The organism is Desulfosarcina sp. (genome assembly GCF_046496365.1).
Classification (GTDB): domain Bacteria; phylum Desulfobacterota; class Desulfobacteria; order Desulfobacterales; family Desulfosarcinaceae; genus Desulfosarcina.
In genome coordinates this window covers 33,007-56,392 of record NZ_JAWOHB010000046.1, presented here as the reverse complement: position 1 = coordinate 56,392, position 23,386 = coordinate 33,007, and the positions used below count along the sequence as shown (strand labels likewise).

Genomic DNA, 23,386 nt, shown 5'->3' with positions numbered 1-23,386 from the left:
GTGATCTTCTGAACTCATGGATTGAAGCAATTGGTTGCGGCTGAGCACCAACTCGCCGGCAAGCGTCATCAACTGATCCAGGAGGCTCACATGGACGCGCAAACTGGTTTCGGTTTCTGTTTTTTTGCCTGTGGCTGCCTGCTGCATGGGTGGGGGTATTTCGCCAGGGGCAAGGGCTGCCGCCGGTTTCGCTTCAACCGCAGGCACCGGTTCCGGACGGGCGGCAATCACAGGCTCCGGCGCATCGTCTTCCGCAGCGGGTTGCGACGATTCCGTACCGAGGCACCGCGTCGTCATATCCGGCATGACCTGATGGATCTGATGACCGGGGATTTCGAACAGAACATTGATATCTTCGGGTTTCAGAATCGTGGCGAACAGAACAATGAACGGAGGTGCGCTCTGCCCCTTTTTCAGTTCAATGGAGCGGACCTTGTCCGGCGGTGTGCTGCAGGCGATAAGGGTGCCGGTTTGTTCCATCTCTTCAATTAAGGCATTGGAATGTTTGCCTTTCTCGATTACGTCGGCCACCAGGTCGATCCGGGCCAGGTAGACATATTTGCCTTCATCAATCAGCCCTTCCACCACACAGCGGTCCGCCCGGATGTGCGTGCGGTTATCGGCGGCGGCAATTAAAACCATTTCCGGATCGTTTTGCGTTTCCGCATGGCCAGGCGGATCTGCTTGCGCATCCACTTCGGGATCCGGACAAGCAGGCGGGCTCAACTCGGGCGCAACTGCCGCCGGCAGCGCTTTGCCCTGGGCAATGGCCTGAAGGGCAACGATATGCTGGGCGATATCCACTTCATTGCTGGTAAACACATCGTTCATGAGCGATTTAAGCGTGTCGGATGCCATCAGGAGCACATTGACGATTTCGGGCGTGGGGGTCATGTCCCGGCTTCTGATTTTGCCCAGGATATTTTCCATCTCATGGGTCAGGTCCTTAATGGTGGTCAACCCCATGAACCCTGCCCCGCCTTTAATGGAGTGTGCGGCCCGATATACCTTGTTGACGAGATCTTCATTGATGTCGGCTCCGGCTTCCTCGATGGCCAGCAAGTCCGTTTCGATATCCGCCAGATGCTCGATAGATTCCTCCAGGTACATCTGCAGCGTTTCGTCGTCTTGAATGGTCATGGTCTGCTCCTTTTAAGGAAGATGATGCAACCCCGTCAATCGGTGGTGGTGTTGAATCGAGAACGAAACCGGGCCATATAGGCGAAGTTTCATAAAAGGCGTCGGGCTTTTTCTATGAACCTATATCCGCAGACCCATGAAAAACTTTAGCTGTATTTAAATACTCATAATCCAGGGGAGTCAGGAGCAACGGCGGGGGGGCTGAATTTTTGGGCTGCCTGTGCGGCGAAGTTCCGGCATCGGCATCAATCGCCGCCGGTGGTTTTTAATGGTGACAACGGTCTGCCGGCCGGGCTGGGCGTGCGGCCAACCCGGCCGGCAGAGCGTTAGGGATCGAATGGGTTGGGAATATCAGCATGGGGTTGCTAAATGGATCTGGAGAAGAACCCGGCCTTGAAGTATTCCCGGTTCAACCGGGCAATGTTGGTAATGGAGATCTCCTTGGGGCATTCGGCTTCGCATTCGGTTTCATTGGTGCAGTTGCCAAAACCCAGTTGATCCATGGTCCTGACCATGTTGAGGGCCCGTTTTGCCGCTTCGGGACGTCCCTGCGGCAAAAGGGCCAGCTGGGAGATCTTGGCGCTGGCAAAAAGCATGGCTGAGGCGTTGGGGCACGCTGCAACGCAAGCACCGCAGCCGATGCACTGGGCGGCGTCCATGGCAAGGTCGGCTACCTCCTGGGGCACCAGGATGGCATTGGCATCCTGGGCACCGCCCGTATTCACCGAAACATAACCGCCGGCCTGGATGATCCTGTCCAATGCGCTGCGGTCCACAGCGAGGTCCTTGATCACTTTGAAGGCCATGGCCCGGAAGGGCTCAATGGCAATGGTATCGCCGTTGTCGAAGTGGCGCATGTGCAGCTGGCACAAGGTGGTTCCCTTTTCGGCGCCATGGGCCCGTCCGTCCACCACGCAGCCGCACATGCCGCAGATGCCTTCCCGGCAGTCATGGTCGAAAGCGATGGGCTCCTTGTCGTCGATGGTCAGCTGGTCGTTGACCACATCCAGCATTTCCAGAAAGGACATGTCGGTGGATATGTGCTTGGCATGATAGGTTTCGAACCGCCCCTTATCGTTGGTTCCATTCTGGCGCCACACTTTCAGTGTCAAGTCAATCGTCTTTGTCACTTGTAGCTCCTTTGCGTGAGTTTGACGTTCTCAAATACCAGGGGCTCTTTATGCAGTTTCGGTTCCTGGTCGTCACCTTTATGCTCCCATGCTGCCGCATGGCAGAAATGGTCATCATCCCTGAGGGCTTCATGCTCCTCGGTCTCGAATTTTTCATTGAAGTGTCCGCCGCACGACTCCTGGCGGGCCAGCGCGTCAATGATCATCAGCTCACCGAATTCGAGGAAATCAGCCACGCGTCCGGCGCGCTCCAGGCTCTGGTTGAAGTCGGCCGCAGTTCCCGGCACGCGGACATTTTCCCAGAATTCAGCCCTCAGTTCCTGAATCATCCCGCGGGCCATGGAAAGCCCTTCGTTGTTTCTGGCCATACCGCAGTACTCCCACATGATGCGGCCCAGGGTTTTGTGAAAATCGTCCACCGTCCGCTTGCCGTTGATGGACAGCAGCCGATCGATGCGGCCGGTGACCTGCTTTTCCGAATCATCGAAGGCCTTGTGGTTGGTGGTGACGTCGGCCTTGGCGGTGCCAGCCAGGTAACCGCCGATGGTGTAGGGCAGCACGAAGTAGCCGTCCGCCAATCCCTGCATCAGGGCACTGGCTCCCAGCCGGTTGGCGCCGTGGTCGGAAAAATTGGCTTCGCCGAGAACGAAGAGCCCGGGGACGGTGCTCATCAGATTGTAGTCCACCCACAGGCCGCCCATGGTGTAGTGGATGGCCGGGTAGATCATCATGGGGGTCTTGTAGGGGTCATCCGCCGTTATTTTTGCGTACATCTGGAACAAGTTGCCGTATTTCTTTGCGATGACCGCCTCGCCGTCACGCCTGATGGCGTCGGCGAAATCGAGGTATACGGCCTGACCGGTCTCCCCGACACCCTTGCCCAGGTCACACTGTTCCTTGGCGTTGCGGGAGGCCACATCTCGGGGGACCAGGTTGCCGAAACTGGGATATTTGTTTTCCAGATAATAATCCCGCTCCGACTCGGGAATCTGGTCTGGCCTACGGTTGTCGCCCGGCTGTTTCGGCACCCAAACCCGGCCGTCGTTGCGCAGACTTTCACTCATCAAGGTCAACTTGCTCTGGTAGGTGCCGTGCACCGGGATGCAGGTGGGGTGGATCTGGGTGAAGCAGGGGTTGGCGAAAAAGGCCCCTTTTTTATAGGCCCGGTATGCCGCGGTCACGTTGGAGGCCATGGCGTTCGTGGACAGGAAAAATACATTCCCGTAGCCGCCGGTGCATAGCACTACGGCGTCGGCTGCATGGCGCTCCACCTGCCCGTTGATCATGTTCCGGACGACGATGCCCTTGGCGTGGCCGTCCACCAGGACCACATCCAGCATTTCGCGCCGGGGAAACATCTGGACTTTGCCGGCACCCACCTGGCGCATCAGGGCGCTGTAGGCCCCCAGCAGCAGCTGCTGGCCGGTTTGGCCCCGTGCATAGAAAGTCCGGGAGACCTGGGCGCCGCCAAATGAGCGGTTGTCCAGCAGGCCGCCGTAATCGCGGGCGAAGGGAATGCCCTGGGCCACACATTGGTCGATGATGTCATTGCTGACCTGCGCTAGACGGTATACGTTGGCCTCCCTGGCCCGGAAATCGCCGCCTTTGACCGTGTCGTAGAACAGCCTCCAGATGCTGTCGCCGTCGTTGGGGTAGTTTTTGGCGGCATTGATCCCGCCCTGGGCTGCGATGCTGTGGGCCCGACGGGGACTGTCCTGGATACAGAAGGTTTTTACGTTGTAACCCAGTTCGGCCAGCGTGGCCGAGGCCGAACCGCCTGCGAGGCCGGTTCCGACGACGATGACGTCAAATTTTCGCTTGTTGGCCGGATTGACCAGTTTGAGTTCAAAACGGTGCCGGTCCCATTTTTCGGCGATCGGTCCACCGGGTATTTTCGCATCGAGTGCCATGGTATTTCCTTTCTGGACGGGTTGGGGTGGACAACCCCGTTGGGTGTTTAAAGGTGGCCGAAGCCTTGGCGTCGTACGGATCGGCCCATCAGGCCAGCAGGAAAATGTATATGGGCAGAAAACCGAATCCGATGCCCACCACCACCGCAAAGGCGAGGCCGGTCATGCGGATCAGGGGAATGTATTTGGGGTGATTGGCACCCACCGTTTGAAAGGCGCTCCAGAAACCGTGGCTGACGTGGATGGCGGCGGTCACCATGGCTAGGATGTAGACCACCACATAGCCGGTGTTGGCAAAGGCGTTGGAGACGATGGTGAAAACAGTGGTGTTGGTTTTGTCCACGAAGTGGAAGTTCATCAGATGAAAAATGATAAATGCCAACAACATGGCGCCGGTGTAGGGCATGGTGGCGGATCCGAATGTTCGCCCACCGGCGGATTTATTGACTGCATAGCGCACGGGGCGGGCTTTCAGATTGCCTAAGAAGAGGACCAGGCCGGTAATTACGTGAACGATAAAGAAAGTCAGCAGGACCAGTTCCGCCACCGTCAACAGCGGGCCCAGGGCGTGAAGATGGGCAGCATAGCTGTTGAAGGCATCCTCTCCACCGTAAATGGTCAGGTTGCCTGCCAGGTGGGCCGCCAGGAATCCGCAGAAACTAAACCCCGTGACGGCCATCAGCAGTTTTTTCCCGATGGATGACCCCAGTGTGCCGGTTATCCAGTTCATCTTCGCCTCCCGTTTGAAGTGGTTGCCAAAATTTTGAATAAGCAGTCCAAGTTATTTTTCTTCCGAAGGGCTGTCAATAAATATTTTAAGCCACCAGGAATCCCATTCAGTTTTGGCTATGCTTTCAGATAGTTTGATGCCTGCAGCCGTCCTCAGACGTGTGCTTATGTGACCGGCCCATTTGCCGGGAGCGGTATACCCCATGTCCGCCAGGGACTTCAGATCCAGCAGAAAGGCCAGTTGATCCGCATCGCGTGCCAATTGGGCTTCTATGGTTTCACTGGAGTTGAATTCATCGAGCAGGGCCTGAATGTCCGGTCCGAAAGAGAGTCCCCGGGTCAGGTGAGCCACCGCCATTTTTTCGTCAGCCGTTACATACTGTTTCTGGACACGGTTCAGGTCGCCCATTCTGGCTTCGGGCAGGTCGTGGATCAGACACATGGCCAGCAGGCGCCCCTCATCCGCTTCGGGTGTCAGGCGAGCCAGGGTCCAGGCGATGCACATGACCCCGAAGGTGTGCTCAGCGACGGACTCTTTTCCCGTGCCGAGGAACTGATAGCCGGTACGGTGCACCCGTTTCAACAGCATGCTTTCAAACAGAAATTCTGCGATGCGGTCCATCCGTTTTCCCCTGTATGGGTTGATTCTTGGGACCGGGAGGCGGCCGATCCACCCCCGGCGGTTCACGTGGCGCAATCCGCTGGAAACGGCCGGGCCTGCTTCGCGCAGAGCCTTGAACCGCGGTCCTTCAAAAGTCAAACTGCTTGACACTGCCAGTCGGCTTGTATAGTTATACAAAAAAATTTTCAAGGGGTTGCGAACCATTGAACCGGCCAAACCGGCGGGTTGCCGATTTTCCGGCAGCCCAATCCCTAAACGGGTTTGACCCACAAAATATGTTGGAGAGATGGTCATGGTGCCTATCCAGATGGATTATATTCACATTATCAGCAACGCCAGCCTGATGGTGAAATTCGTTCTGCTGCTGCTGCTTTTCTTCTCCGTGATGTCTTGGTCGATCATTATCATCAAGCTCCGGTATATTCGCAGGGCATTTAAGGAGTCGGATATCTTCATCGACTACTTCTGGAAAAGCCGGGACCTGGCCAGTGCATTTACCAAAGCCAAACAGCTTACCGGCAGCCCGGTGGCCCGCATCTTCAGGATCGGATATGCCGAACTGCGCAAACTCAATACCAGCGGCAAACCCGGCGACGAGCTTGTCACCGATGAGAACAGCCCGTCCCTGCATCAGGGCTTTTCAGGTACCGACAACGTTAAACGGTCACTTCGGCGGGCCATCAATACGGAGATGACCCGCATCTCCCAGATGGTTCCGTTTCTGGCCACAACCGGCAACACCACCCCTTTTATCGGACTGTTTGGCACGGTGTGGGGAATCATGAACTCCTTTCATGGCATCGGGCAACGGGGCTCGGCCAGCCTGGCGGTTGTGGCGCCGGGTATTTCGGAAGCCCTGGTGGCCACGGCCGCGGGTCTGGCAGTGGCCATTCCCGCCGTAATCGCTTTCAACCACTTCATGCAGAAGATCCGCGTGATCGAGATGGAATTGCACAGTTTTTCAGCTGACTTTCTCAACATTCTCGACCGGGATATCCTGCGTTAACAGGGAGGCAGCATGGCTATCGGCAGCGGCAGTGATCGGCTCATGTCGGACATCAACGTGACCCCATTCGTGGACGTCATGCTGGTGCTGCTTATTATTTTCATGGTGACGGCCCCCATGATGGTTCAAGGGGTCGACGTGGCTCTGCCCGAGGTGAGTGCAAAACCCATGGAGACCGATAAGGAAAACCTTACGGTGACCATCGACCGGGAGGCCAATATCTTCATCAACGATTTTCAGGTGCGGATGGATTTTCTCAAGGAAAAGCTGGAAAAGATCCTCGCGGGGAAGACCGACCGGGAGGTTTTTTTCCGGGCGGACAAGGATGTCCCCTATGGCATCGTCGTCGGCGTGATGGCGGAAATTAAGGCTGCCGGGGTCGAAAAACTGGGCATGGTGACCGACCCCTTCGAGGAACCCGCTAAAACCCAACCCGCCGGTAACAAGGGCTGATGAAAAAGAACATCCGCGTTCCGGTGTCCTTCAGCCAGGACCTGCGGGGCGACAGGCAGACGCCGTTTTTTTATTCCGCGGCCATATCCCTCGTCTGTCACCTGGTTTTTCTGCTGTTCTTTGTGTTTACACCGAGCCTGCGGTTTGAAAAGCCTCCAGCCCAATCGGTGATCAATGTCAGCATGGTATCCTTTAAAAAGGCAGATACGGAGGCAGCCGGAAAATCTGCCCTTGAAAAAAAAGCCCCCCAAATTGAAAAGCCGGCGGTCGTAAAAAAACCGACCGTGACACCGCCGGTTAAACCAGCCGCCAAGGTGGCGGAGAAACCGGCACCCAAGCCCAAGACGTCGTTAAAAAAACAGACCTTCAAGTCCACTCAGGCCGTTAAGCGTGCCATTGAACAACTGGAAGAGAAGGTGGAAGTGCAGCCGGAAGCTCAGCCGGAAGCTCAGCCGGAAGCTCAGCCGGAACCACTGCAATCCGCATTGGAACGGCTGCGGCAGGCGGTGGACAAGACCGAGGCCTCCAAGTCGGCGGGATCCGGCAAAAACAACGCCCCTTCAAGCGGAAAAACGGACGGCAAACCTGGCGCGTTTAACGCAGACGGAAAGAAAACGGCCGAAATGATCGACCTGTACCGCCTCGAAATTGCTTTCCAGATCCAGAAAAACTGGGCCTTCAACGAACAGCTGGCCGGTGGTGACCATTCCCTGGTGGCGGCCATTGTGTTCAAAGTGATGCCCGACGGCGAAATCCGGGATATTTTTTTCACGGACCGTTCCGGAAATACCTATCTGGACGAATCGGCCTACAAAGCGATCGTGAAATCCAATCCGGTTGACAGCCACCCCAATGGGCTGGTGCAACCCTATGTGGTCATGGCCATCCGGTTCACCCCCGAGGGCATCCGTTGATCGATGGCCGATAACCGGTCATTGCCGAGTCGGGTGAAGGCGACCGAAAACAAAAAACCAAGGAAACCATCTTAAATGATTCGATGCCGATTGATGTTAGCCCTGCCCGTGCTGCTGTTTTTGTCGCTGCCCTGGCCGGCCGCCGCTGCTCAGTACAACTATATCGATATTTCCAATCCGTTTCTGCGAAAAACGCCCATCGCCGTGCCGGATTTCAAAACAGGCCTTAACGACCCGGCAGCCATGGCGGCTGCCAAGGCCACAATGGAACAGCTGGCCGATTACTTAAATTTTACCGGTTATTTCACCCTCAGTGATCCGGGGGCTTTCCTTGAAGACCCGCAGAAAATGGATATCACCGGATCGGGGATTCGTTATCGCAACTGGACGGCCATCGGTGCAGAACTGCTCATAACCGGCGGCATGGTGATCCGGGATGGCGCTGCCGAATTCGAGCTGCGACTGTTCGACACGGTCAAGGAGAAGATGCTGGTAGGCAAACGCTATCGGGGGGCCATTGACGATCACCGGCAGGTGGCTCGGCGGTTTTGCAGCGAGGTGGTTTTCGCCATTACCGGCAGCCGTGGTTTTTTTGATTCCAAGATCGCCTTTGTCTCCAATGGATCCGGTCATAAGGAAATTTACCTGTGTGACTTTGACGGCAGCAACGTCATTCGGTTCACCCATCACGCCAGTATCTCACTTTTTCCCGACTGGTCATCGGACGGTCGGTGGATTGCATACACCACCTATGCGGAAAGGTGGCCCCGGATCCGGATTCAGCATGTGTGGGAAAAACGGGCCGCCGGAGTCGACAAACCGGGTCTGCAGGTGGCGCCGGCATGGGTTCCCGGCAGGTTCGAAATGGCGGCCAGCCTGTCATTTTCAGGTGATCAGGAAATTTATTTGTTGACCGGAAATGGGAAAGTGGTTAAAAGATTGACAAACAGTGTGGGGATTGATGTGGAGCCAACGTGGTCTCCGGACGGCAGACGCATGGCGTTCGTGTCCAAGCGATCGGGAAATCCCCAGATTTACATTTACGACACCGTGTCTGACCGGGTTCAACGGTTGACTTTTGAGGGCCGCTACAACACCCAGCCCAATTGGTCTCCCAAAGGAGACAGAATCGCTTACTCCGCCATGAATAATGGCGTCATCGATATCTTTACGATCAACCCCGAAGGCGGCGAGCCGATTCAGCTCACAGAGAATCAGGGCAACAATGAGGCGCCGACGTGGGCACCCGACGGCAGCCTTATTGCCTTCAGTTCGACGCGTGAGGGGCAAAGCCGGATTTACGTGATGACCGCCTACGGGACCGACCAGAGACGCCTGTTGACCTTGTCCGGTGAGCAAACCAACCCAAAGTGGTCTCCGGACATCTTGAACCCATGAACCATGTCTGCACCTGAAAAGAAGGAGGACGCCTGCTCAACTTGCCTGGCGAACAAACCAACCCAAAGTGGTCTCTGAAGCTCTTAAACCCATAAATTATGTTCGTATCTGAAAAAGGAGGAGAAAATGATGAAAAAAAGGTGGATCATTTTAGCTATACTGCTTGTTGTGCCCGCCATGCTGTTTACCGTTTCATGCGCCAAAAAGGCCGTTATGACGGAGCCGTCCACGACCGACACGTCGGCTGCCGATGAAGCTGCCCGTCAGGCGGAAATGGAAAAACAAAAAGCGTTGGAACGTCAGAAACAGCTGGAGGAGGAGCGTCTGGCTGCAGAGCGTGCGGCCCAACTCAAGACTGAAGCCATGCAGCGTGACATGATGATGGCTAAAAATCGCTTCCTCAACGAGAATATTTATTTCGGTTTTGACGATGCCACCCTGGATGGCCAGGCCCAGGAAGTGCTGAAACAAAAGGCCATGTGGCTGCGGGACAACCCCGATGCCAACATCGTCATCGAGGGGCATTGCGATGAGAGAGGCACCAACGCCTACAACCTGGCGCTGGGTGAACGCCGTGCTGAAAGTGCCAAAATGTTTCTCATCAACCTGGGGGTTTCCGATGCGCGACTGAACACGATCAGCTACGGTGAGGAAAAGCCGGTTGCCATGGGCAGCAACGAGGAAGCGTGGGCCAAAAACAGGCGCGCCGTCTTCGTCATCGAGTAAGCCCGATTTTGATTGTAGTTGACCGTCCGCTCTTTTCGATGCGCGCAACCGCTGGGTGAGCGCATCAGGACGGTTCTGCCGCGCCGGATGACGGGCCGGCAACCCAACCAGCGCATAGGTAACACACCGAATATGCAGCAATCGGCCCGGTGCTCGGTCGTTGCTGCATATTCTATATGGAACGGCATCCGGCGCCGCTGCTTGCGAGTCATGCAGGGGCGCAGCATCACGGGAAGGTAACTATGCAAAACAAAACCCTATGGATTGGCCTCGCGGCAGCAGTTTTGCTTAGCAGTTGTGCGCTTCAGGAGGATGTCTATACGCTGGATTACCGTCTTTCCGCTCTGGAAAGGAGAAACCTGGAACTTGAAAAGCAGAGTCGTGAGCTGGGAAAAATCAACCAGGACATGTCCCAGGTCAAAGAGACGATTTCCAGTCAGGTAGAGGGGTTGGCCCAGACCCGCATGGATGACGAGATGGCCCTGCGGGAACAGTACGCCGGCCTGGCCGCCCAGCTTCAGGGCCTGCGTGGAGAAACCCAGCAGCTCTCGGGCCGTCTCGAGGAGATGGAATATCTGCTCAAGCAGAAGCTCAAGGGATTTGAGGAAAACCAGTTGAAGAATCTGGAGCGGATGGATCGCCTGGCCACCGATGTGGCCGCTGTCCAGAAACGCATCGATATCATCGACCAGTATCTGAATCTGGAAGGCGCCCAGAAACAGCCTGTGACCGACGCGCCTGCTTCCACTGCGGCCGCGGCCAAGCCGGCATCGGACGACGCGCTTTACAATGAGGCCAAAAAGGCTTTTGATGACGGGAATTTCGATGCATCCCGGCAGCGTTTTGGAGAACTCATTGCCGCCTACCCTCAGTCTCAGCATGCCGATAACGCCCAGTTTTGGATCGGTGAAACCTATTACCGCGAAAAGTGGTATGAAAAGACCATTCTTGAATACCAGAAAGTCATTGAGAATTATCCCTCCGGTAACAAAGTCCCAGGGGCGCTGCTGAAACAGGGCTTGTCCTTTTTAAATATCGCAGAAACCAATAACGCCCGTCTGGTGTTCAAAGAATTGGTCGCCAAGCATCCTGGCACCAATGAAGCCAGCATCGCCAAGCAAAAATTGGAATCCCTCTGATCCGTACGCCGCCGGTGGACATAAATGCTGGTCAACCCAGGATGCATTAATCGACCATGATCAAAGTGATCGGCATTGATCCCGGCCTGGCGGATACCGGTATCGGCATTGTTCGTGGCAACGGCCTGAATGTACACGGTTATGCGTACGGTTCCATCTCCACATCCAAAAATGAGCCTCCTGCCTGCCGACTGGAGCTGATTTACACCCGGATCAGCCAGGTATTGGCAGACGAAAAACCTGACCTCATCGTTCTTGAGGATGTCTTTTCCCTTGAAAAATTTCCCAAGTCGGGCATAGTTTTAGGCAAAGTCTGCGGGGTGCTGATGCTGGCGGCCGCCCAGTGCGGGGTGGCTATGACGGAAATGCCGGTACGTCAGGCCAAGCAGATTCTCACCGGCAACGGCAAGGCCTCCAAGGATCAATTGGAACGGGCCGTGCGCCGGACCCTTTGCGCGCCGGCGCCCATCCGGCCGTTTCATGCGTCGGATGCACTGGGATTGGCTTTAATCGGGATGTTTCGGCATCCATAGCACACACGGACACCCCTTGCGGGCAATGCCGCAGCAAGCCAGGTCGGGGAGCAATGATCGGATACCTTGAGGGTCGTTTGATGAAAAAAGAGCACGACCGCATCCTGCTGTTGGTGAACCAGGTGGGATACGAAATTCTTGTTCCGGTGGTGGTGATGGAAACCCTGTCCCAAAAAGCGACCGGTGACGAGGTTTCCCTGTATATTTATTACTACCAGACGGATAGACAACCCAAACCAGTGCTTATCGGATTCAACCTTGAGGCTGAAAAGGAATTCTTTCAGTATTTCATTTCCGTTGAGGCCATTGGGCCGCTCAAGGCCGTCAAGGCATTGAACATCTCGGTGGGAGATATCGCTCACGCCATCGAGAGTGGTGACGTCAAGACCCTGAAGCAGTTGAGCGGCATCGGTGATCGCACCGCCCATAAAATCGTTGCATCTCTTCAAGGCAAGATGAACAAGTTCGCCCTCATCCGGCATGATAAAGAAGGCGGCCCGACACAGGTTGATGATGATTTCATCCAGATGGTGATGGATGTTCTGGTGTCACAGCTGGGTTACAAAACCACCGATGCGCGGCAGATGATCGCGGACGCCATGAAAAAAAATCTGGCCATCACCACGGCGGAACAGTTGTTTGACGAAATATACCGGGGGCAGCGGCAATAATCACAGCCGCGGAGAAGGATCGGTTGTTTGCAAATGGTTAACCCCGAATCAATGGACCCACGAGTGCCGGATAAAATTCTGGCTCACCGTTCAGACGCTACGGTCATTGTCGACGGCGCCGTTCAGCCCGATGACCGGGATCCGGACATCCTTTCCCTGCGCCCTGGACGCCTGCACGAATACGTGGGACAGTCCGAGGTGGTGGAAACCCTGAAAATCGCCATCGAGGCGGCTACGCTGAGGTCGGAACCGTTGGAACATGTTCTTTTCCACGGCCCGCCGGGGTTGGGCAAGACCACCTTGGCCCACATCATTGCCAATGAAATGGGTGGGACGCTGACGGTGACCTCGGGGCCGGCACTGGAAAAGGGGGGCGACCTGATTGGCATCCTTACGCACCTGGGTGAAGGGGATGTGCTTTTCGTTGACGAAATCCATCGAACACCCAAAACGGTGGAGGAGTTTCTCTACCCGGCCATGGAGGACTTTGCCGTCGATTTTGTTTTCGATAAGGGGATCCATGCCCGCAGCCACCGTTACCGGCTGAAATGCTTCACCCTGGTGGGGGCGACCACCAGGGTGGGCTTGCTGTCCGCGCCGTTGCGCGACCGATTTGGTATTTTCCGCAGCCTCGATTTCTACGGCCTCGAGGAACTGGTGCACATCACTACGCGATCGGCAGCCCTGCTGGATGTGGCCATCGACAAGCCCGGCGCCCTGGAACTGGCCAAGCGCTCAAGGGGGACGCCCCGGATCGTCAACCGGCTGCTCAAACGGGTGCGGGATTATGCGCAAGTGCGAGGCGACGGCGCCATCTCCAAATCCACCGTGGAGTCGGCCCTGGTGCTGGAGGGGGTGGATGGCCAGGGGCTCACCCGCCTGGATTACCGTTACCTTAAAACCATCGTTGATTATTACGGCGGCGGGCCGGTGGGCATCGAGGCGATCGCGGCAACCCTTCAGGAAGAAACCGATACCCTGGTGGATGTGGTCGAACCCTACCTGTTGAAAATCGGTATGGTCATTCGCACCTCGTCGGGGCGGCGGGTGTCGGATGCGGCCTATCGCCATTTGGGCATACCTGTTCAGCAGAAGCTTTTTTAATGGGCGGTGGTGCACATGATTCGCAACGGATACCTTAGGAAAACCTGACCCATGGCAAAACCCGAAAAGCGGTGGCAGCTTTTGCTGGTGGCGGACGACGGGCGGATCATTCCTTTGAAGCGAATCAAGGGAATCGCAGTGATGCTGTTGATCCTGCTGGCACTCCTGGGGCTGGTATGCGCCGGTCTGGCATGGCAACTCACCGCGGAAAAAGTCAGGCATCACCGAACCCGGGCTCAGCTTGCCGAGGCCGACCAGTTGGTGGTTCATTACAAGGGCGAACACGAATTGATCGCCGCTGAACTGGTGCTGGCCGAAGCGCGTATGGAAAAAGCGGGATTGTCGACTCCCCAACCCCGGAAACAGGCCCCGCAGCACGGGTCATCGGAAGCCGCAGATGGTCAAACGGTTTCCGGCGGTTCGGAAAATGCCGTTGAAACCAGTGCACCACCCGCCGCATCGATGGATTCGGCTGTCGCCGAGCCAGCCGCCACCCAGGCGGCACCGAAACCGGCGGCCAAAGTTGTGCTGCGGCCCACTCCGGATGAAGCCCCCGCCGCATCCACCCCGGATCCGGTGCAACCGGTGGTTGAATTGGGCGATTTGGAGGTGAAGCACGACTCCGGTACGCAGACCCTTTGGGCGCAATTTCGGGTAAAAAACACTGGCCCAGGGTCGTCACCGGTCGAAGGACGATGTGTGGTGGTGCTCAAAAGCGAGCAGTTGGAACCGGCTGCGTGGCTGGCCATGCCGGATGTCAACCTGGTTGACGGCAAGCCGGAAGGAGAGCGGGGACAGGTATTCAGGATTTCCAGATTCAAGGACATGCAAATCAAGGCCATGGGACAGGTTGATCCCTCGGCCTTTAAAACGGCTACCGTTTATGTGTTCGACAGCTCCGGTGCCAAAATTTTGGAAAAAGACTTCCCTGTTGACCTGCCTGCTCCTCGGCCTGCACCGCAGCTGGTCCGGCCTGGCCGTGAACCGTCGACAAGCGGTGTATTGCCGCTGCCGGACAAATCGCCGTCAGGCAACCCGGCGCTGAATCAACCCGCCCCTTCGCCAGATTCGGGAAATGCCATCAAAACCCTGCCGCAGGGCAACTTTTCGGATGCCGTCGGCGGGACTGCACCGCCGGCGGCGTCCGAAAAAACGCCGGCAGGCGAACCACCGTTGACCGGACCTCAAGCGCCGGAAAAGAAAGAAGACCCCCGTGCCCGCTTTTAGATCCGGGTAAAACAATTACCGGGACGGGTAAATCCCATGTGCAGGATTCAGGTATCAGGAGAGCAGATGTGAAGGACAACGGCAATAAGTTTTCCATCATCGACAAAGGGATGACTGTAGACGGGTCTGTGGTGGGCAAGGGCAATCTGGTGGTCAAGGGATCGGTAAAGGGCACCCTGACCGGGGAAAGCGTGGTTATCAGCGAGGAGGGGGTCATTACGGCAGATACCAAAGCCCAGACCATGACGGTCGGCGGCAGTTTCGAGGGCCGGATGGAAACGTCGGGTCAGTTGATCATCCTCGCCACGGGAAGATGCTCCGGTGAGATCATTTGCGGGGACCTGGTGGTGGAGGCTGGAGGCCGTCTGGACGCCCGTGTGACCTGCAAGGGGCCGGCTCAGGGGAAAAAATAGTTTTGTCGCCGCATAAAAATCAGCGCATGGCATCGTCTGCTTCGAACAGATGGCGGTATCGGTCGAAGACGAGGTTGGTGCCTTTAAAGTTGGCGAAGGTGGCATCCATAAAGGCCAGGGCCTCCTTTTCGCGCAGAAGCGCGAATATGCGCAGATAGCCGGCAAGAATGCGCTGTTTCCAGGCCAGCCCCAAGTCATCCACGATCTGCGTGATGGCTTCCGGTGAACCTTCGATCTCCATAAAACTGCCAAAGGGAAGGGTGTCCAGGCAAATCGTGGCACCTTTGAACTGCCAGGTTTCACGCCATTTTTCATAGATCTGACTGCGAATGAACCCCAGGGCGTTCAAAAGGGCATCCGTGGTGTCGAAATCGTCCACGTGCACTTCCAGTTCACGGTAAATTTTGAAGCGGCCGTCGGTCTGCGGGGGCGGGGACTTGAAGGTCAAGGTGATGTCCTGGTCTTTTCTTAGACGCAGCAGACAGTTGTTCCGCAGCAATCGGCCGTCTTCGGTTTCGTAGCGCACATTGTGTTCGAACGTGCGCGGGCCGATGCAGACGGCGCCGCGATCGAGGAGCTTTTTCTGCTGGGCGCCAAGATCGGAAATGTAAAATTTCAATTCGATTTCAAATTGTTCCATGGCCCTTGTCAATTGCAGAAACCAGCGCCGTTGTCAAAACAATCGCCGCACTGGCCAAAGAAATTGCCGACCCGGCAACCCTTTTCGGGGCATAATTTTTCCTTGACACCCCAGGGATTATCTATTAATACTTCCGGATTCTAAGCAACGAACAGGAGTTAAAACGGTGAAAAAGTATACTTACAGCGCAAAGAACTCAGACAATCAGGACAAGTGGTGGGTGGTTGATGCCCAAGGAGCGGTCCTTGGCAGAATGGCCTCGAAAATAGCCGCGACCCTGCGTGGTAAAAACAATCCACTTTATACCCCCCATGCGGATCTGGGTGATTCGGTGGTGGTGATCAACGCCGAAAAAATCGTGCTGACCGGTAGAAAAATGGATCAGAAAAACTACTACCGGCACAGCGGATACATTGGCGGGTTGAAGACCATTACCGCCAGAAAACTGATTGAAAAAAGACCCGAGGATGTGATTCGTTTTGCGGTCAAGGGGATGCTGCCCAAAAACAGTTTGGGCCGCAAGCTGTTCAAAAAACTCAAGGTTTACGTCGGGGATCAGCACCCCCATGAGGCGCAGCAGCCGGAAACGATGCGCATCCAATAATTTCAAGAGAACCTTGGCATAAAGTCGATTACTGGGGAATTTCATGGCAACACAGAAAACATATTACGCTACCGGCAAACGCAAGAACGCCATCGCCAGAACGTGGATCAAACCCGGCACCGGTGTCATTACCGTCAATGAGCGGCCGGCCGATGAATATTTTACCGTGGGTACAGCCAGGACCATCCTGAGGCAGCCGCTGTCGCTGACCAATAATCTGGATGCCTTCGACGTAAGCATCAAAGTCCACGGTGGAGGCATTTCCGGCCAGGCGGGTGCGGTGCGACATGGCATCACCAAAGCCCTGATTCTCTTTGATGCGGAATTACGGCCTTCGCTCAAGCGGGCCGGATTCGTCAAAAGGGATCCGAGAGAAAAAGAGAGAAAAAAATACGGGCAGAAGGGCGCCCGGGCCCGGTTTCAGTTTTCCAAACGCTAATCCTTTCCGACCCATCCTTCAAACCAAAGGGAGCAGATCGCATTCGGCTCCCTTTTGGCGTTGGAACCGCTGCCAACCAGACCCGCTAAATCGTTATAATATGTTCTTGGGCATGCGTCAACTGTTCGAGACCCACCGGGGTGACGACATGGGTGTTTTCGATTCCGACAACCCCTTTGCCCGGAAAAATCAGCTTTGGTTCCAGTGCGATTACCATCCCCGCTTTCAATTCAGTTTTCTGACCATAGGCCAAAAAGGGGAATTCATCCAACTCCAGTCCCACGCCGTGTCCGATGAAGCGGACCCGATCGGCACCGGCCCCCATGAAATTGTCCCCCACCCCTTTGCGGACCGCCATCTCCAGGGCCGCCGTATACAGCTCGCCGGCAGATGTGCCCGGCTTGGCCAAGGCCTTGATGTGTTCCTGCAGGTCAAGCATATGGGCATGGGCATCCACCAGGGCCTGCGGCAGGCGGCCGATGGCGTAGATCCGCGTATGGTCGCTGATATAACCCTTCCATGAAAAAACATAATCTAACAGAATCGGTTCGTTGGGTCGTATTTTGCGGAAGCTGGGACCCTGCGCCACGGCAGCGCTGACGGATGCGCCGCCGGTCGGCGAAGCCAGATAACTGGGAACGGCGGCGGCGGGGCCGGCCATGAGGTGTCCATAGAACATCTCAGCACCCCACAGGCGCATGCGCACAATACCCTGGTGGCCCAGTCGGCGGGCCTGGGCCTCGACCATCCCGGCCAGTTCGATTTCGGTAATTCCCGGCTTCAGCAGATTGGGCAGTGATTCCGCCACCTGGTCCGAGAAGGCTGCCGCCTGGCGGATCAGAGTGAGTTCATAAGCGGACTTGACCGACCGAACCATTCGGATTGGTATGGAAAAGTCCCGAATATCCACTTCGGGAAAAAGCTCGCGGTAGTAAAAATAGTTATTGGTCGGCAGTACATCCAGTTCCATGCCCATAACCGCCGGCGGTTTCAGGCCATTTTCCTGGATCAGCCGCATCAGCTGTTTGGGGCTGTCAAGCGGGAGGATCGACGAGAGGGGCGACTCTTGTCTGGCCCGTTCCAGACTTTTGCGGACCATGAGCAGCGGGCGGCCTTGAGCAGGTATGTAAAGGTGTGACTGTTGAATGGTTCCCGAGAAATAAAACAGATCCGTGTTCTGCAGGATCAGGGCGCCGTCGATGCCATCGTGTTCAAGCCGCCGCTGGAGTTTGTCGATGCGAGCGTTGATTTCAGCTCTGGGTGTGGAAAAGCCTGGATCGGTCATTGCGGGTAGGATCCTTTCTTGAAATTGATCTGGCGTGCTATCTATGGCTGTCGGAAAATCAAGCCTCAAAATAAGGCGCAACCCGGCTCAAAGTCAAGCGATGCGCAACGAAATCAGGTTCTCCGGGATTCGCTGGTGGGTGCCTGTCTGCTTGAAAAAGAAGAGGGGTTCATGTATGCTGCAGCTCATTCGGCAACGCTGAACCCTGTCCCACTTCCTGGCGCTGTGGATGAGGGCGGTGCATCGCCGGCCAAAACCAACTGATATTGCCATGACCGCATACTTTATTCGTCGGTTTCTGTTGATCGTGCCCACATTTTTAGGGATCACGGTTCTGATTTTTGTGATCACCCGGTTTGTTCCCGGCGGTCCCATTGAGCGGATTATCGCCCAGGCCCAGCAACAAGCCCTCGAAGGTGGTTCAGCGGCCGTTTCCGAGACCGTGCAGCGCCAGCCGCTGTCAGACGATCAGATCGACCTGTTGAAAAAATACTACGGGTTCGACAAACCTGTTTTGATCAGCTATCTGACATGGCTGGGCAAGCTGATCAGGGGCGATTTGGGAATTTCCACGCGCTACTACGACCCGGTATGGGCAATGATCCGGGAACGTATTCCCATTTCCCTGTATTTCGGCCTGTTGACCCTGATTGCCACCTACGGGGTCTGTATTCCCCTGGGTATCGCCAAGGCCATTGGCCACAAGAGCACCTTTGACGATGCGTCGTCGGTGCTTGTTTTCGTGGGCTACGCCATTCCCGGCTGGGTGGCGGGCATCCTGATGATCCTGGTATTTGCCTCCCACTGGGACTTTTTTCCTTTGGGCGAGCTGGTGAGTGAGAACTTCGACACGATGTCTCTGGGTGAGCAGGTGCTGGATCTGGCCTGGCATTCACTGCTGCCGCTGCTGGCCTACCTGATCGGCGCTTTCAGCTTCATGACGTTTCTCATGAAAAACACCCTTATGGACAATCTTGCGGCGGACTATGTGAGGACGGCCATGGCCAAGGGACTCACCTTCCGGCGGGCCGTATTCGGCCATGCACTGAGAAACAGCCTGATTCCCATTGCCACCACCTTCGGCAATAATATCAGTGTGATCCTGTCCGGCTCTTTTTTGGTGGAAAAAGTATTCAACATCGACGGCATGGGCCTGCTGGGCTACGAGTCGGTGGTCGAGCGCGACTATCCAGTGGTGATGGGTGTGCTGGCCATCTCCAGCATATTGTTTCTTGTGGGCAATATTCTGTCCGACATGTGCGTGGCCGCCGTGGATCCGCGGGTAAAATTCGAATAGCGATGCGAAGATGACCATCAGCCCCCTGACGATCAGAAAACTCAAACGGTTTGTCGCCATCAAGCGCGGTTACTACGCGTTTGTTATGCTCGCGGTCATGGTTCTGGGCTCCTTCGGCGCCGAGCTGCTGGTCAGCAATCGTGCCCTGGTCGTTCGTTATCAGGGCAACTGGTATTTCCCAACCTATGGCGAGATCATCCCGGGCAGAACTTTCGGATTGGCCTACGATTACGAAACGAACTATCGGGAGCTGGCCGACCACTTTCAGGCGCATGATTCTGCAAACTGGGTATTGCTGCCGCCGGTGCCCTACAGCCCTTTCGAAAACGACCTGCGTCCCGACAGTCTGCCGCCCGAACCGCCGTCAATTCAACGCCGGCATTTTCTGGGAACCGATACCTCCGGTCGGGATGTGCTGGCCCGTCTGGTATACGGCTTCCGCATCGCCATTTTGTTTTCAATGGGCCTGCTGGTGGCAACGTATGCGGTGGGCATCAGCGTCGGATGCACCATGGGCTATTTCGGCGGTTGGTTCGATATCCTCTTGCAGCGCATCATCGAGATCTGGTCGACGGTGCCGTTTTTATATGTGGTGATCATCATCTCTTCCATCGTCGTGCCGACTTTCTGGTGGCTTATCGCCATCATGGTCATTTTCGGGTGGATGGGTATGACCTGGACCATTCGGACGGTCACCTACAAGGAAAAAGCACGCGACTATGTGCTGGCTGCCAAGGCAATGGGGGCCTCGGACCTGCGAATCATCTTCCGACATATCCTGCCCAATACCGTGTCGATTATCGTCACCTACATCCCTTTTTCCATTTCAGGTGGTATCGTGGCGCTCACCTCACTGGATTATCTGGGGTTCGGACTGCCGCCTCCCACACCCAGCTGGGGAGAGCTTCTCCAGCAGGCCTGGGCCAACTTCAGTGCCTGGTGGCTGGGTTTTGCGGTGATTTCTGCCATGGTGGTCACCCTGGTGGCGGTTACCTTCGTGGGAGAAGCGATCCGCGAGGCCTTTGATCCCAAAATGCATACGGTATATGAGTAATGGGCAAATTCCGTTTGAAATCATCCGCTGCGGAATGCTTATATTTTTTATCCAATTCTCGGATCTGTAGCCGCACGCCTTGCAACCGGGACCGGGTTTTCATCATTGGTCTGGTGCTCGGCACACTTTTTTCGCTTTGGGGGTGCTCCCCGGAAAAGGGGGCTCCAGAGGGGCCCGGGGACGGGAAGGCGGCAAAAGCGAGCGTTCAACTGGCACCGAAACCGCCGCGCGAACCGCTGCCTGAAGGCATCGTGTGGCTGACCAACGCCAGCGATCCCGTGTTCGCATCTCCCGAGGCGGCTCGGGGCGGAACGCTGCACATGGCCCTGGAGTCATTCCCATTGACCTTCCGGGTGGTGGGGCCCGATTCCAACACCAGCTTCAGGAGCGCCATCCTGGGCAACCAGCTGGGGCTCACCGGCATCCACCCGAATACGCTGAACATCATTCCGGAACTGGCCACCCACTGGGCTTACGGCGGCGACAAGAAAAGCATGTATTTCAAGCTCAACCCGAATGCACGCTGGTCCGACGGTGTGCCGGTCACCGCCGACGATTTCGCCTATACGCTGGATTTCATGCGGTCGCAATTTATTGTCGCGCCCTGGTACAACGACTACTATTCCAGCGAGATCGACCGCGTGATTGTTTACGATGACCATACCCTGGCTGTGGTCGGCACCAAGGCGCAGCCGGATCTGCACTTGAAAATCAGCATCGGTCCCACACCGCGGCATTTTTTCGATCCCCTGGGGGAGAATTTCATCCGCAAGACCAACTGGTCGGTAGTCCCCAACACCGGCCCCTACCAGATCGACCGCTTTAAAAAAGGGCGCTACGTGCGCTTTGCGCGCAAAAATAGATGGTGGGGTGACGCACTTCGTTATTTCGAAAACCGCTTTAACGTGGATACGGTTCTGTTCAAGGTGATCCGGGACCCCAATCTTCAATGGGAGTATTTCAAGAAGGGCAGGCTGGACGTCTATCCGGCCACGATTCCCCAGTACTGGCACATCAAGACCCGAACACCGGTGGTGGAAAAGGGATATGTGCATAAAATGTGGTTTTTCAACGACACCCCCCAATCGGCCATGGGGCTTTGGATGAACCTGGACCGCGACATTTTCCAGGCGATCAACCTGCGTTATGCCTTTGCCCACGCCATGAACGTGGAGAAGGTCATTGCCGAGGTGCTGCGCAACGATTACGTCCGTCTGGAGAGCGCCTATGTGGGTTATGGCCCCTACACCAATTCCAACATCAAGGCCCGGCGCTACGATATCGACAAGGTGGCGGCGTATATGACCCGATCCGGCTGGCAGCGCGGGCCGGACGGCATCTGGACGAAAGCCGACCGGCGCTTCAGTGTGGAGGTGGTCTACTACCGCGACGACCACACCCAGCGTCTGGTTGTACTCAAGGAGGAGGCCAAAAAAGCAGGCATCGAACTCCAACTGCTCAAGCTGGACCCCTCCACGGCCTTTAAAAAAATCCTGGAAAAACGGCACGATGTGGCCTGGTTGGGGTGGAGCACCGGGCTGCGGCCCCATTTCTGGGAATTCTGGCATTCGGCCAACGCCCACAAAGGGCAGACCAACAATGTCACCAATACCGACGACCCTGAAATGGATCGCCTGATCGATGTCTACCGCAACTCACTGGACGAAGCGGAGCGAATCGACATGGCCCACCGGATTCAGACCCGGGTTCACGAGATCGGCGCCTTTGTGCCCACTTTCATGGTGCCCTATTTCCGGGAGGTCTACTGGCGATGGTGGCGCTTTCCCGATCCACCGGCTACGCGCACATCGGGAAGCCTTTTCGACGCCTTCAGCAGCGGCAGCGGCGGTCTTTTCTGGTTCGATCCGGCGCTCCACGCAGAGACCCGGCAGGCCATGGCCGATGGGACAACCTTCGAACCGGTCATCCTGGTGGACCAGACCTTTAAACCCTGACCGCAGGTGAAGATGCACATGCAGGATGGACCATCCATTTTAACTGTCGAACGCCTGGTGGCCTCATTTGAAACCGAGTCCGGGCGGGTGCGGGCGGTCGATGGGGTGAGTTTCGCGTTGAACGCCGGGACCATTTTGGGGCTGGTGGGAGAATCCGGCTGCGGCAAGAGCGTAACCGCGCTTTCAATCATGCGCCTGCTGCCGCGGCCTGCCGGGGTCATCGAAAGCGGCTCCATCCGGTTTAAGGGTGAAGATTTGCTGCAGTTGACTCCGGATGGGATGCAGCGCATCCGCGGCCGCCGGATTGCTATGATCTTCCAGGAGCCCATGACAGCCCTGAACCCGGTCCAGCGACTCGGCCGGCAACTGCTGGAGGTCTTCAGTCTGCATCGCCCGGACATCGATGCAGGGCGGCGCTTTGCGGAGGCAGTGGCCCTTTTGTCCCGCGTGGGCATTCCCGAGGCCCGGGCCCGCATGGACGAGTATCCCCATCAGATTTCCGGCGGTATGCGCCAGCGGGTCATGATTGCCATGGCTTTGGCCGGCCGTCCGGATGTGCTGATTGCCGATGAACCGACCACAGCCCTGGATGTCACCATTCAGGCACAGATTCTGGAATTGATTCTTGATCTGCAAAGGGAGACCGGTATGGCCGTACTGTTTATCACCCACGCGCTGGGTGTGATCGCCCAGATCTGCCGGGAAGTGGCGGTGATGTACGCCGGATGGATTGTTGAATCCGCACCGGTCATGGCGCTTTTCAAGCGCCCCCTGCATCCCTATACCCAGGGGTTATTGGCTTCCATGCCCAGGTTGTCATCGGAAAGCAAAAGCACCTTGCCGATCATTCGTGGCACGGTTCCCAGTTTGTATCAGCTGCCTCCCGGGTGTCGCTTTCAGAATCGTTGTCCCTATGTGATGGAACGGTGCAAAAAGGAAACCCCCGGTCCGGTGGCAGTGGATGGTGAACACTGGGCACGCTGTTTCTTGCTATGAT

General features: G+C 56.3%; 25 protein-coding genes. 18 read left to right on the top strand and 7 right to left on the bottom strand.

What is annotated here, in order from left to right:
* The 5 genes from R6V78_RS03435 to R6V78_RS03415 form a co-directional block, all read right to left on the bottom strand.
* Positions 1–1,140 (bottom strand): Hpt domain-containing protein (locus tag R6V78_RS03435; RefSeq protein WP_410287926.1); only part of this gene is annotated, 1,140 nt, incomplete at its 3' end.
* Between the two features lie 365 nt (positions 1,141–1,505).
* Positions 1,506–2,258, bottom strand: coding sequence for a succinate dehydrogenase/fumarate reductase iron-sulfur subunit (locus R6V78_RS03430; RefSeq protein WP_410287929.1), 753 nt, complete (start codon positions 2,256–2,258; stop codon positions 1,506–1,508).
* 8 nt (positions 2,259–2,266) lie between these two features.
* Positions 2,267–4,180: a fumarate reductase/succinate dehydrogenase flavoprotein subunit gene (locus R6V78_RS03425; protein ID WP_410287925.1), complete on the bottom strand. Its 1,914-nt coding sequence runs from the start codon at positions 4,178–4,180 to the stop codon at positions 2,267–2,269.
* A gap of 88 nt (positions 4,181–4,268) precedes the next feature.
* Positions 4,269–4,910: a succinate dehydrogenase cytochrome b subunit gene (locus R6V78_RS03420; protein ID WP_410287924.1), complete on the bottom strand. Its 642-nt coding sequence runs from the start codon at positions 4,908–4,910 to the stop codon at positions 4,269–4,271.
* Between the two features lie 51 nt (positions 4,911–4,961).
* On the bottom strand, positions 4,962–5,531 hold the full coding sequence (locus R6V78_RS03415; protein WP_410287923.1) for an HD domain-containing protein: 570 nt from the start codon (positions 5,529–5,531) through the stop codon (positions 4,962–4,964).
* A 292-nt stretch (positions 5,532–5,823) separates the two neighbouring features.
* On the opposite strand from R6V78_RS03415, the gene tolQ reads away from it, so the two are divergent.
* The 11 genes from tolQ (at position 5,824) to R6V78_RS03360 (ending at position 15,115) form a co-directional block, all read left to right on the top strand.
* Complete coding sequence (gene tolQ / locus R6V78_RS03410) at positions 5,824–6,537, top strand: protein TolQ (RefSeq protein ID WP_410287922.1); 714 nt, start codon at positions 5,824–5,826, stop codon at positions 6,535–6,537.
* Positions 6,538–6,549: 12 nt separating this feature from the next.
* The gene (gene tolR / locus R6V78_RS03405) at positions 6,550–6,990 is read left to right on the top strand and encodes a protein TolR (RefSeq protein ID WP_410287921.1); all 441 of its coding nucleotides are present in this window, start codon (positions 6,550–6,552) and stop codon (positions 6,988–6,990) included.
* Positions 6,990–7,904 carry a TonB C-terminal domain-containing protein gene (locus tag R6V78_RS03400; RefSeq protein ID WP_410287920.1) on the top strand — a complete coding sequence of 305 codons (915 nt, stop codon included), beginning with the start codon at positions 6,990–6,992 and terminating at the stop codon, positions 7,902–7,904. Before tolR ends, R6V78_RS03400 begins: the two co-directional genes overlap by 1 nt.
* Positions 7,905–7,979: 75 nt before the next feature.
* A complete protein-coding gene (gene tolB, locus R6V78_RS03395; RefSeq protein ID WP_410287919.1) occupies positions 7,980–9,302 on the top strand; it encodes a Tol-Pal system beta propeller repeat protein TolB in 1,323 nt (440 codons plus the stop codon).
* Between the two features lie 126 nt (positions 9,303–9,428).
* Positions 9,429–10,028, top strand: coding sequence for a peptidoglycan-associated lipoprotein Pal (gene pal / locus R6V78_RS03390; RefSeq protein WP_410287918.1), 600 nt, complete (start codon positions 9,429–9,431; stop codon positions 10,026–10,028).
* A gap of 242 nt (positions 10,029–10,270) precedes the next feature.
* A complete protein-coding gene (gene ybgF / locus R6V78_RS03385; RefSeq protein WP_410287917.1) occupies positions 10,271–11,167 on the top strand; it encodes a tol-pal system protein YbgF in 897 nt (298 codons plus the stop codon).
* 56 nt (positions 11,168–11,223) lie between these two features.
* Positions 11,224–11,700 carry a crossover junction endodeoxyribonuclease RuvC gene (locus tag R6V78_RS03380; protein ID WP_410287916.1) on the top strand — a complete coding sequence of 159 codons (477 nt, stop codon included), beginning with the start codon at positions 11,224–11,226 and terminating at the stop codon, positions 11,698–11,700.
* 53 nt (positions 11,701–11,753) lie between these two features.
* Entirely contained in the window at positions 11,754–12,371 is a 618-nt protein-coding gene (gene ruvA / locus R6V78_RS03375) for a Holliday junction branch migration protein RuvA (protein ID WP_410287915.1), read from the top strand.
* Positions 12,372–12,434: 63 nt separating this feature from the next.
* Entirely contained in the window at positions 12,435–13,475 is a 1,041-nt protein-coding gene (gene ruvB, locus R6V78_RS03370; protein WP_410287914.1) for a Holliday junction branch migration DNA helicase RuvB, read from the top strand.
* 51 nt (positions 13,476–13,526) lie between these two features.
* Entirely contained in the window at positions 13,527–14,702 is a 1,176-nt protein-coding gene (locus R6V78_RS03365) for a hypothetical protein (RefSeq protein ID WP_410287913.1), read from the top strand.
* Positions 14,703–14,770: 68 nt separating this feature from the next.
* Positions 14,771–15,115 (top strand): polymer-forming cytoskeletal protein, encoded by a 345-nt coding sequence (locus R6V78_RS03360; protein WP_410287912.1) that lies wholly within the window; start codon positions 14,771–14,773, stop codon positions 15,113–15,115.
* Positions 15,116–15,134: 19 nt separating this feature from the next.
* On the opposite strand, the gene R6V78_RS03355 is transcribed toward R6V78_RS03360, so the two are convergent.
* Positions 15,135–15,755, bottom strand: coding sequence for a class IV adenylate cyclase (locus tag R6V78_RS03355; protein ID WP_410287911.1), 621 nt, complete (start codon positions 15,753–15,755; stop codon positions 15,135–15,137).
* A gap of 166 nt (positions 15,756–15,921) precedes the next feature.
* On the opposite strand from R6V78_RS03355, the gene rplM reads away from it, so the two are divergent.
* Positions 15,922–16,359: a 50S ribosomal protein L13 gene (gene rplM, locus R6V78_RS03350; RefSeq protein ID WP_410287910.1), complete on the top strand. Its 438-nt coding sequence runs from the start codon at positions 15,922–15,924 to the stop codon at positions 16,357–16,359.
* Positions 16,360–16,402: 43 nt separating this feature from the next.
* The gene (rpsI, locus tag R6V78_RS03345) at positions 16,403–16,798 is read left to right on the top strand and encodes a 30S ribosomal protein S9 (protein WP_410287909.1); all 396 of its coding nucleotides are present in this window, start codon (positions 16,403–16,405) and stop codon (positions 16,796–16,798) included.
* An 85-nt stretch (positions 16,799–16,883) separates the two neighbouring features.
* On the opposite strand, the gene R6V78_RS03340 is transcribed toward rpsI, so the two are convergent.
* The gene (locus tag R6V78_RS03340) at positions 16,884–18,083 is read right to left on the bottom strand and encodes a M24 family metallopeptidase (protein WP_410287908.1); all 1,200 of its coding nucleotides are present in this window, start codon (positions 18,081–18,083) and stop codon (positions 16,884–16,886) included.
* Positions 18,084–18,101: 18 nt separating this feature from the next.
* On the opposite strand from R6V78_RS03340, the gene R6V78_RS03335 reads away from it, so the two are divergent.
* From R6V78_RS03335 to R6V78_RS03315, 5 genes are all read left to right on the top strand, one after another.
* Positions 18,102–18,347 carry a hypothetical protein gene (locus R6V78_RS03335; protein ID WP_410287907.1) on the top strand — a complete coding sequence of 82 codons (246 nt, stop codon included), beginning with the start codon at positions 18,102–18,104 and terminating at the stop codon, positions 18,345–18,347.
* Between the two features lie 7 nt (positions 18,348–18,354).
* Complete coding sequence (locus R6V78_RS03330) at positions 18,355–19,380, top strand: ABC transporter permease subunit (protein WP_410287906.1); 1,026 nt, start codon at positions 18,355–18,357, stop codon at positions 19,378–19,380.
* Positions 19,381–19,390: 10 nt separating this feature from the next.
* Positions 19,391–20,434, top strand: coding sequence for an ABC transporter permease (locus R6V78_RS03325; RefSeq protein ID WP_410287905.1), 1,044 nt, complete (start codon positions 19,391–19,393; stop codon positions 20,432–20,434).
* Between the two features lie 251 nt (positions 20,435–20,685).
* On the top strand, positions 20,686–22,389 hold the full coding sequence (locus R6V78_RS03320; protein ID WP_410287904.1) for an extracellular solute-binding protein: 1,704 nt from the start codon (positions 20,686–20,688) through the stop codon (positions 22,387–22,389).
* A gap of 12 nt (positions 22,390–22,401) precedes the next feature.
* Positions 22,402–23,385 carry an ABC transporter ATP-binding protein gene (locus R6V78_RS03315; protein ID WP_410287903.1) on the top strand — a complete coding sequence of 328 codons (984 nt, stop codon included), beginning with the start codon at positions 22,402–22,404 and terminating at the stop codon, positions 23,383–23,385.
* The last annotated feature ends 1 nt before the right edge of the window (position 23,386 follow it).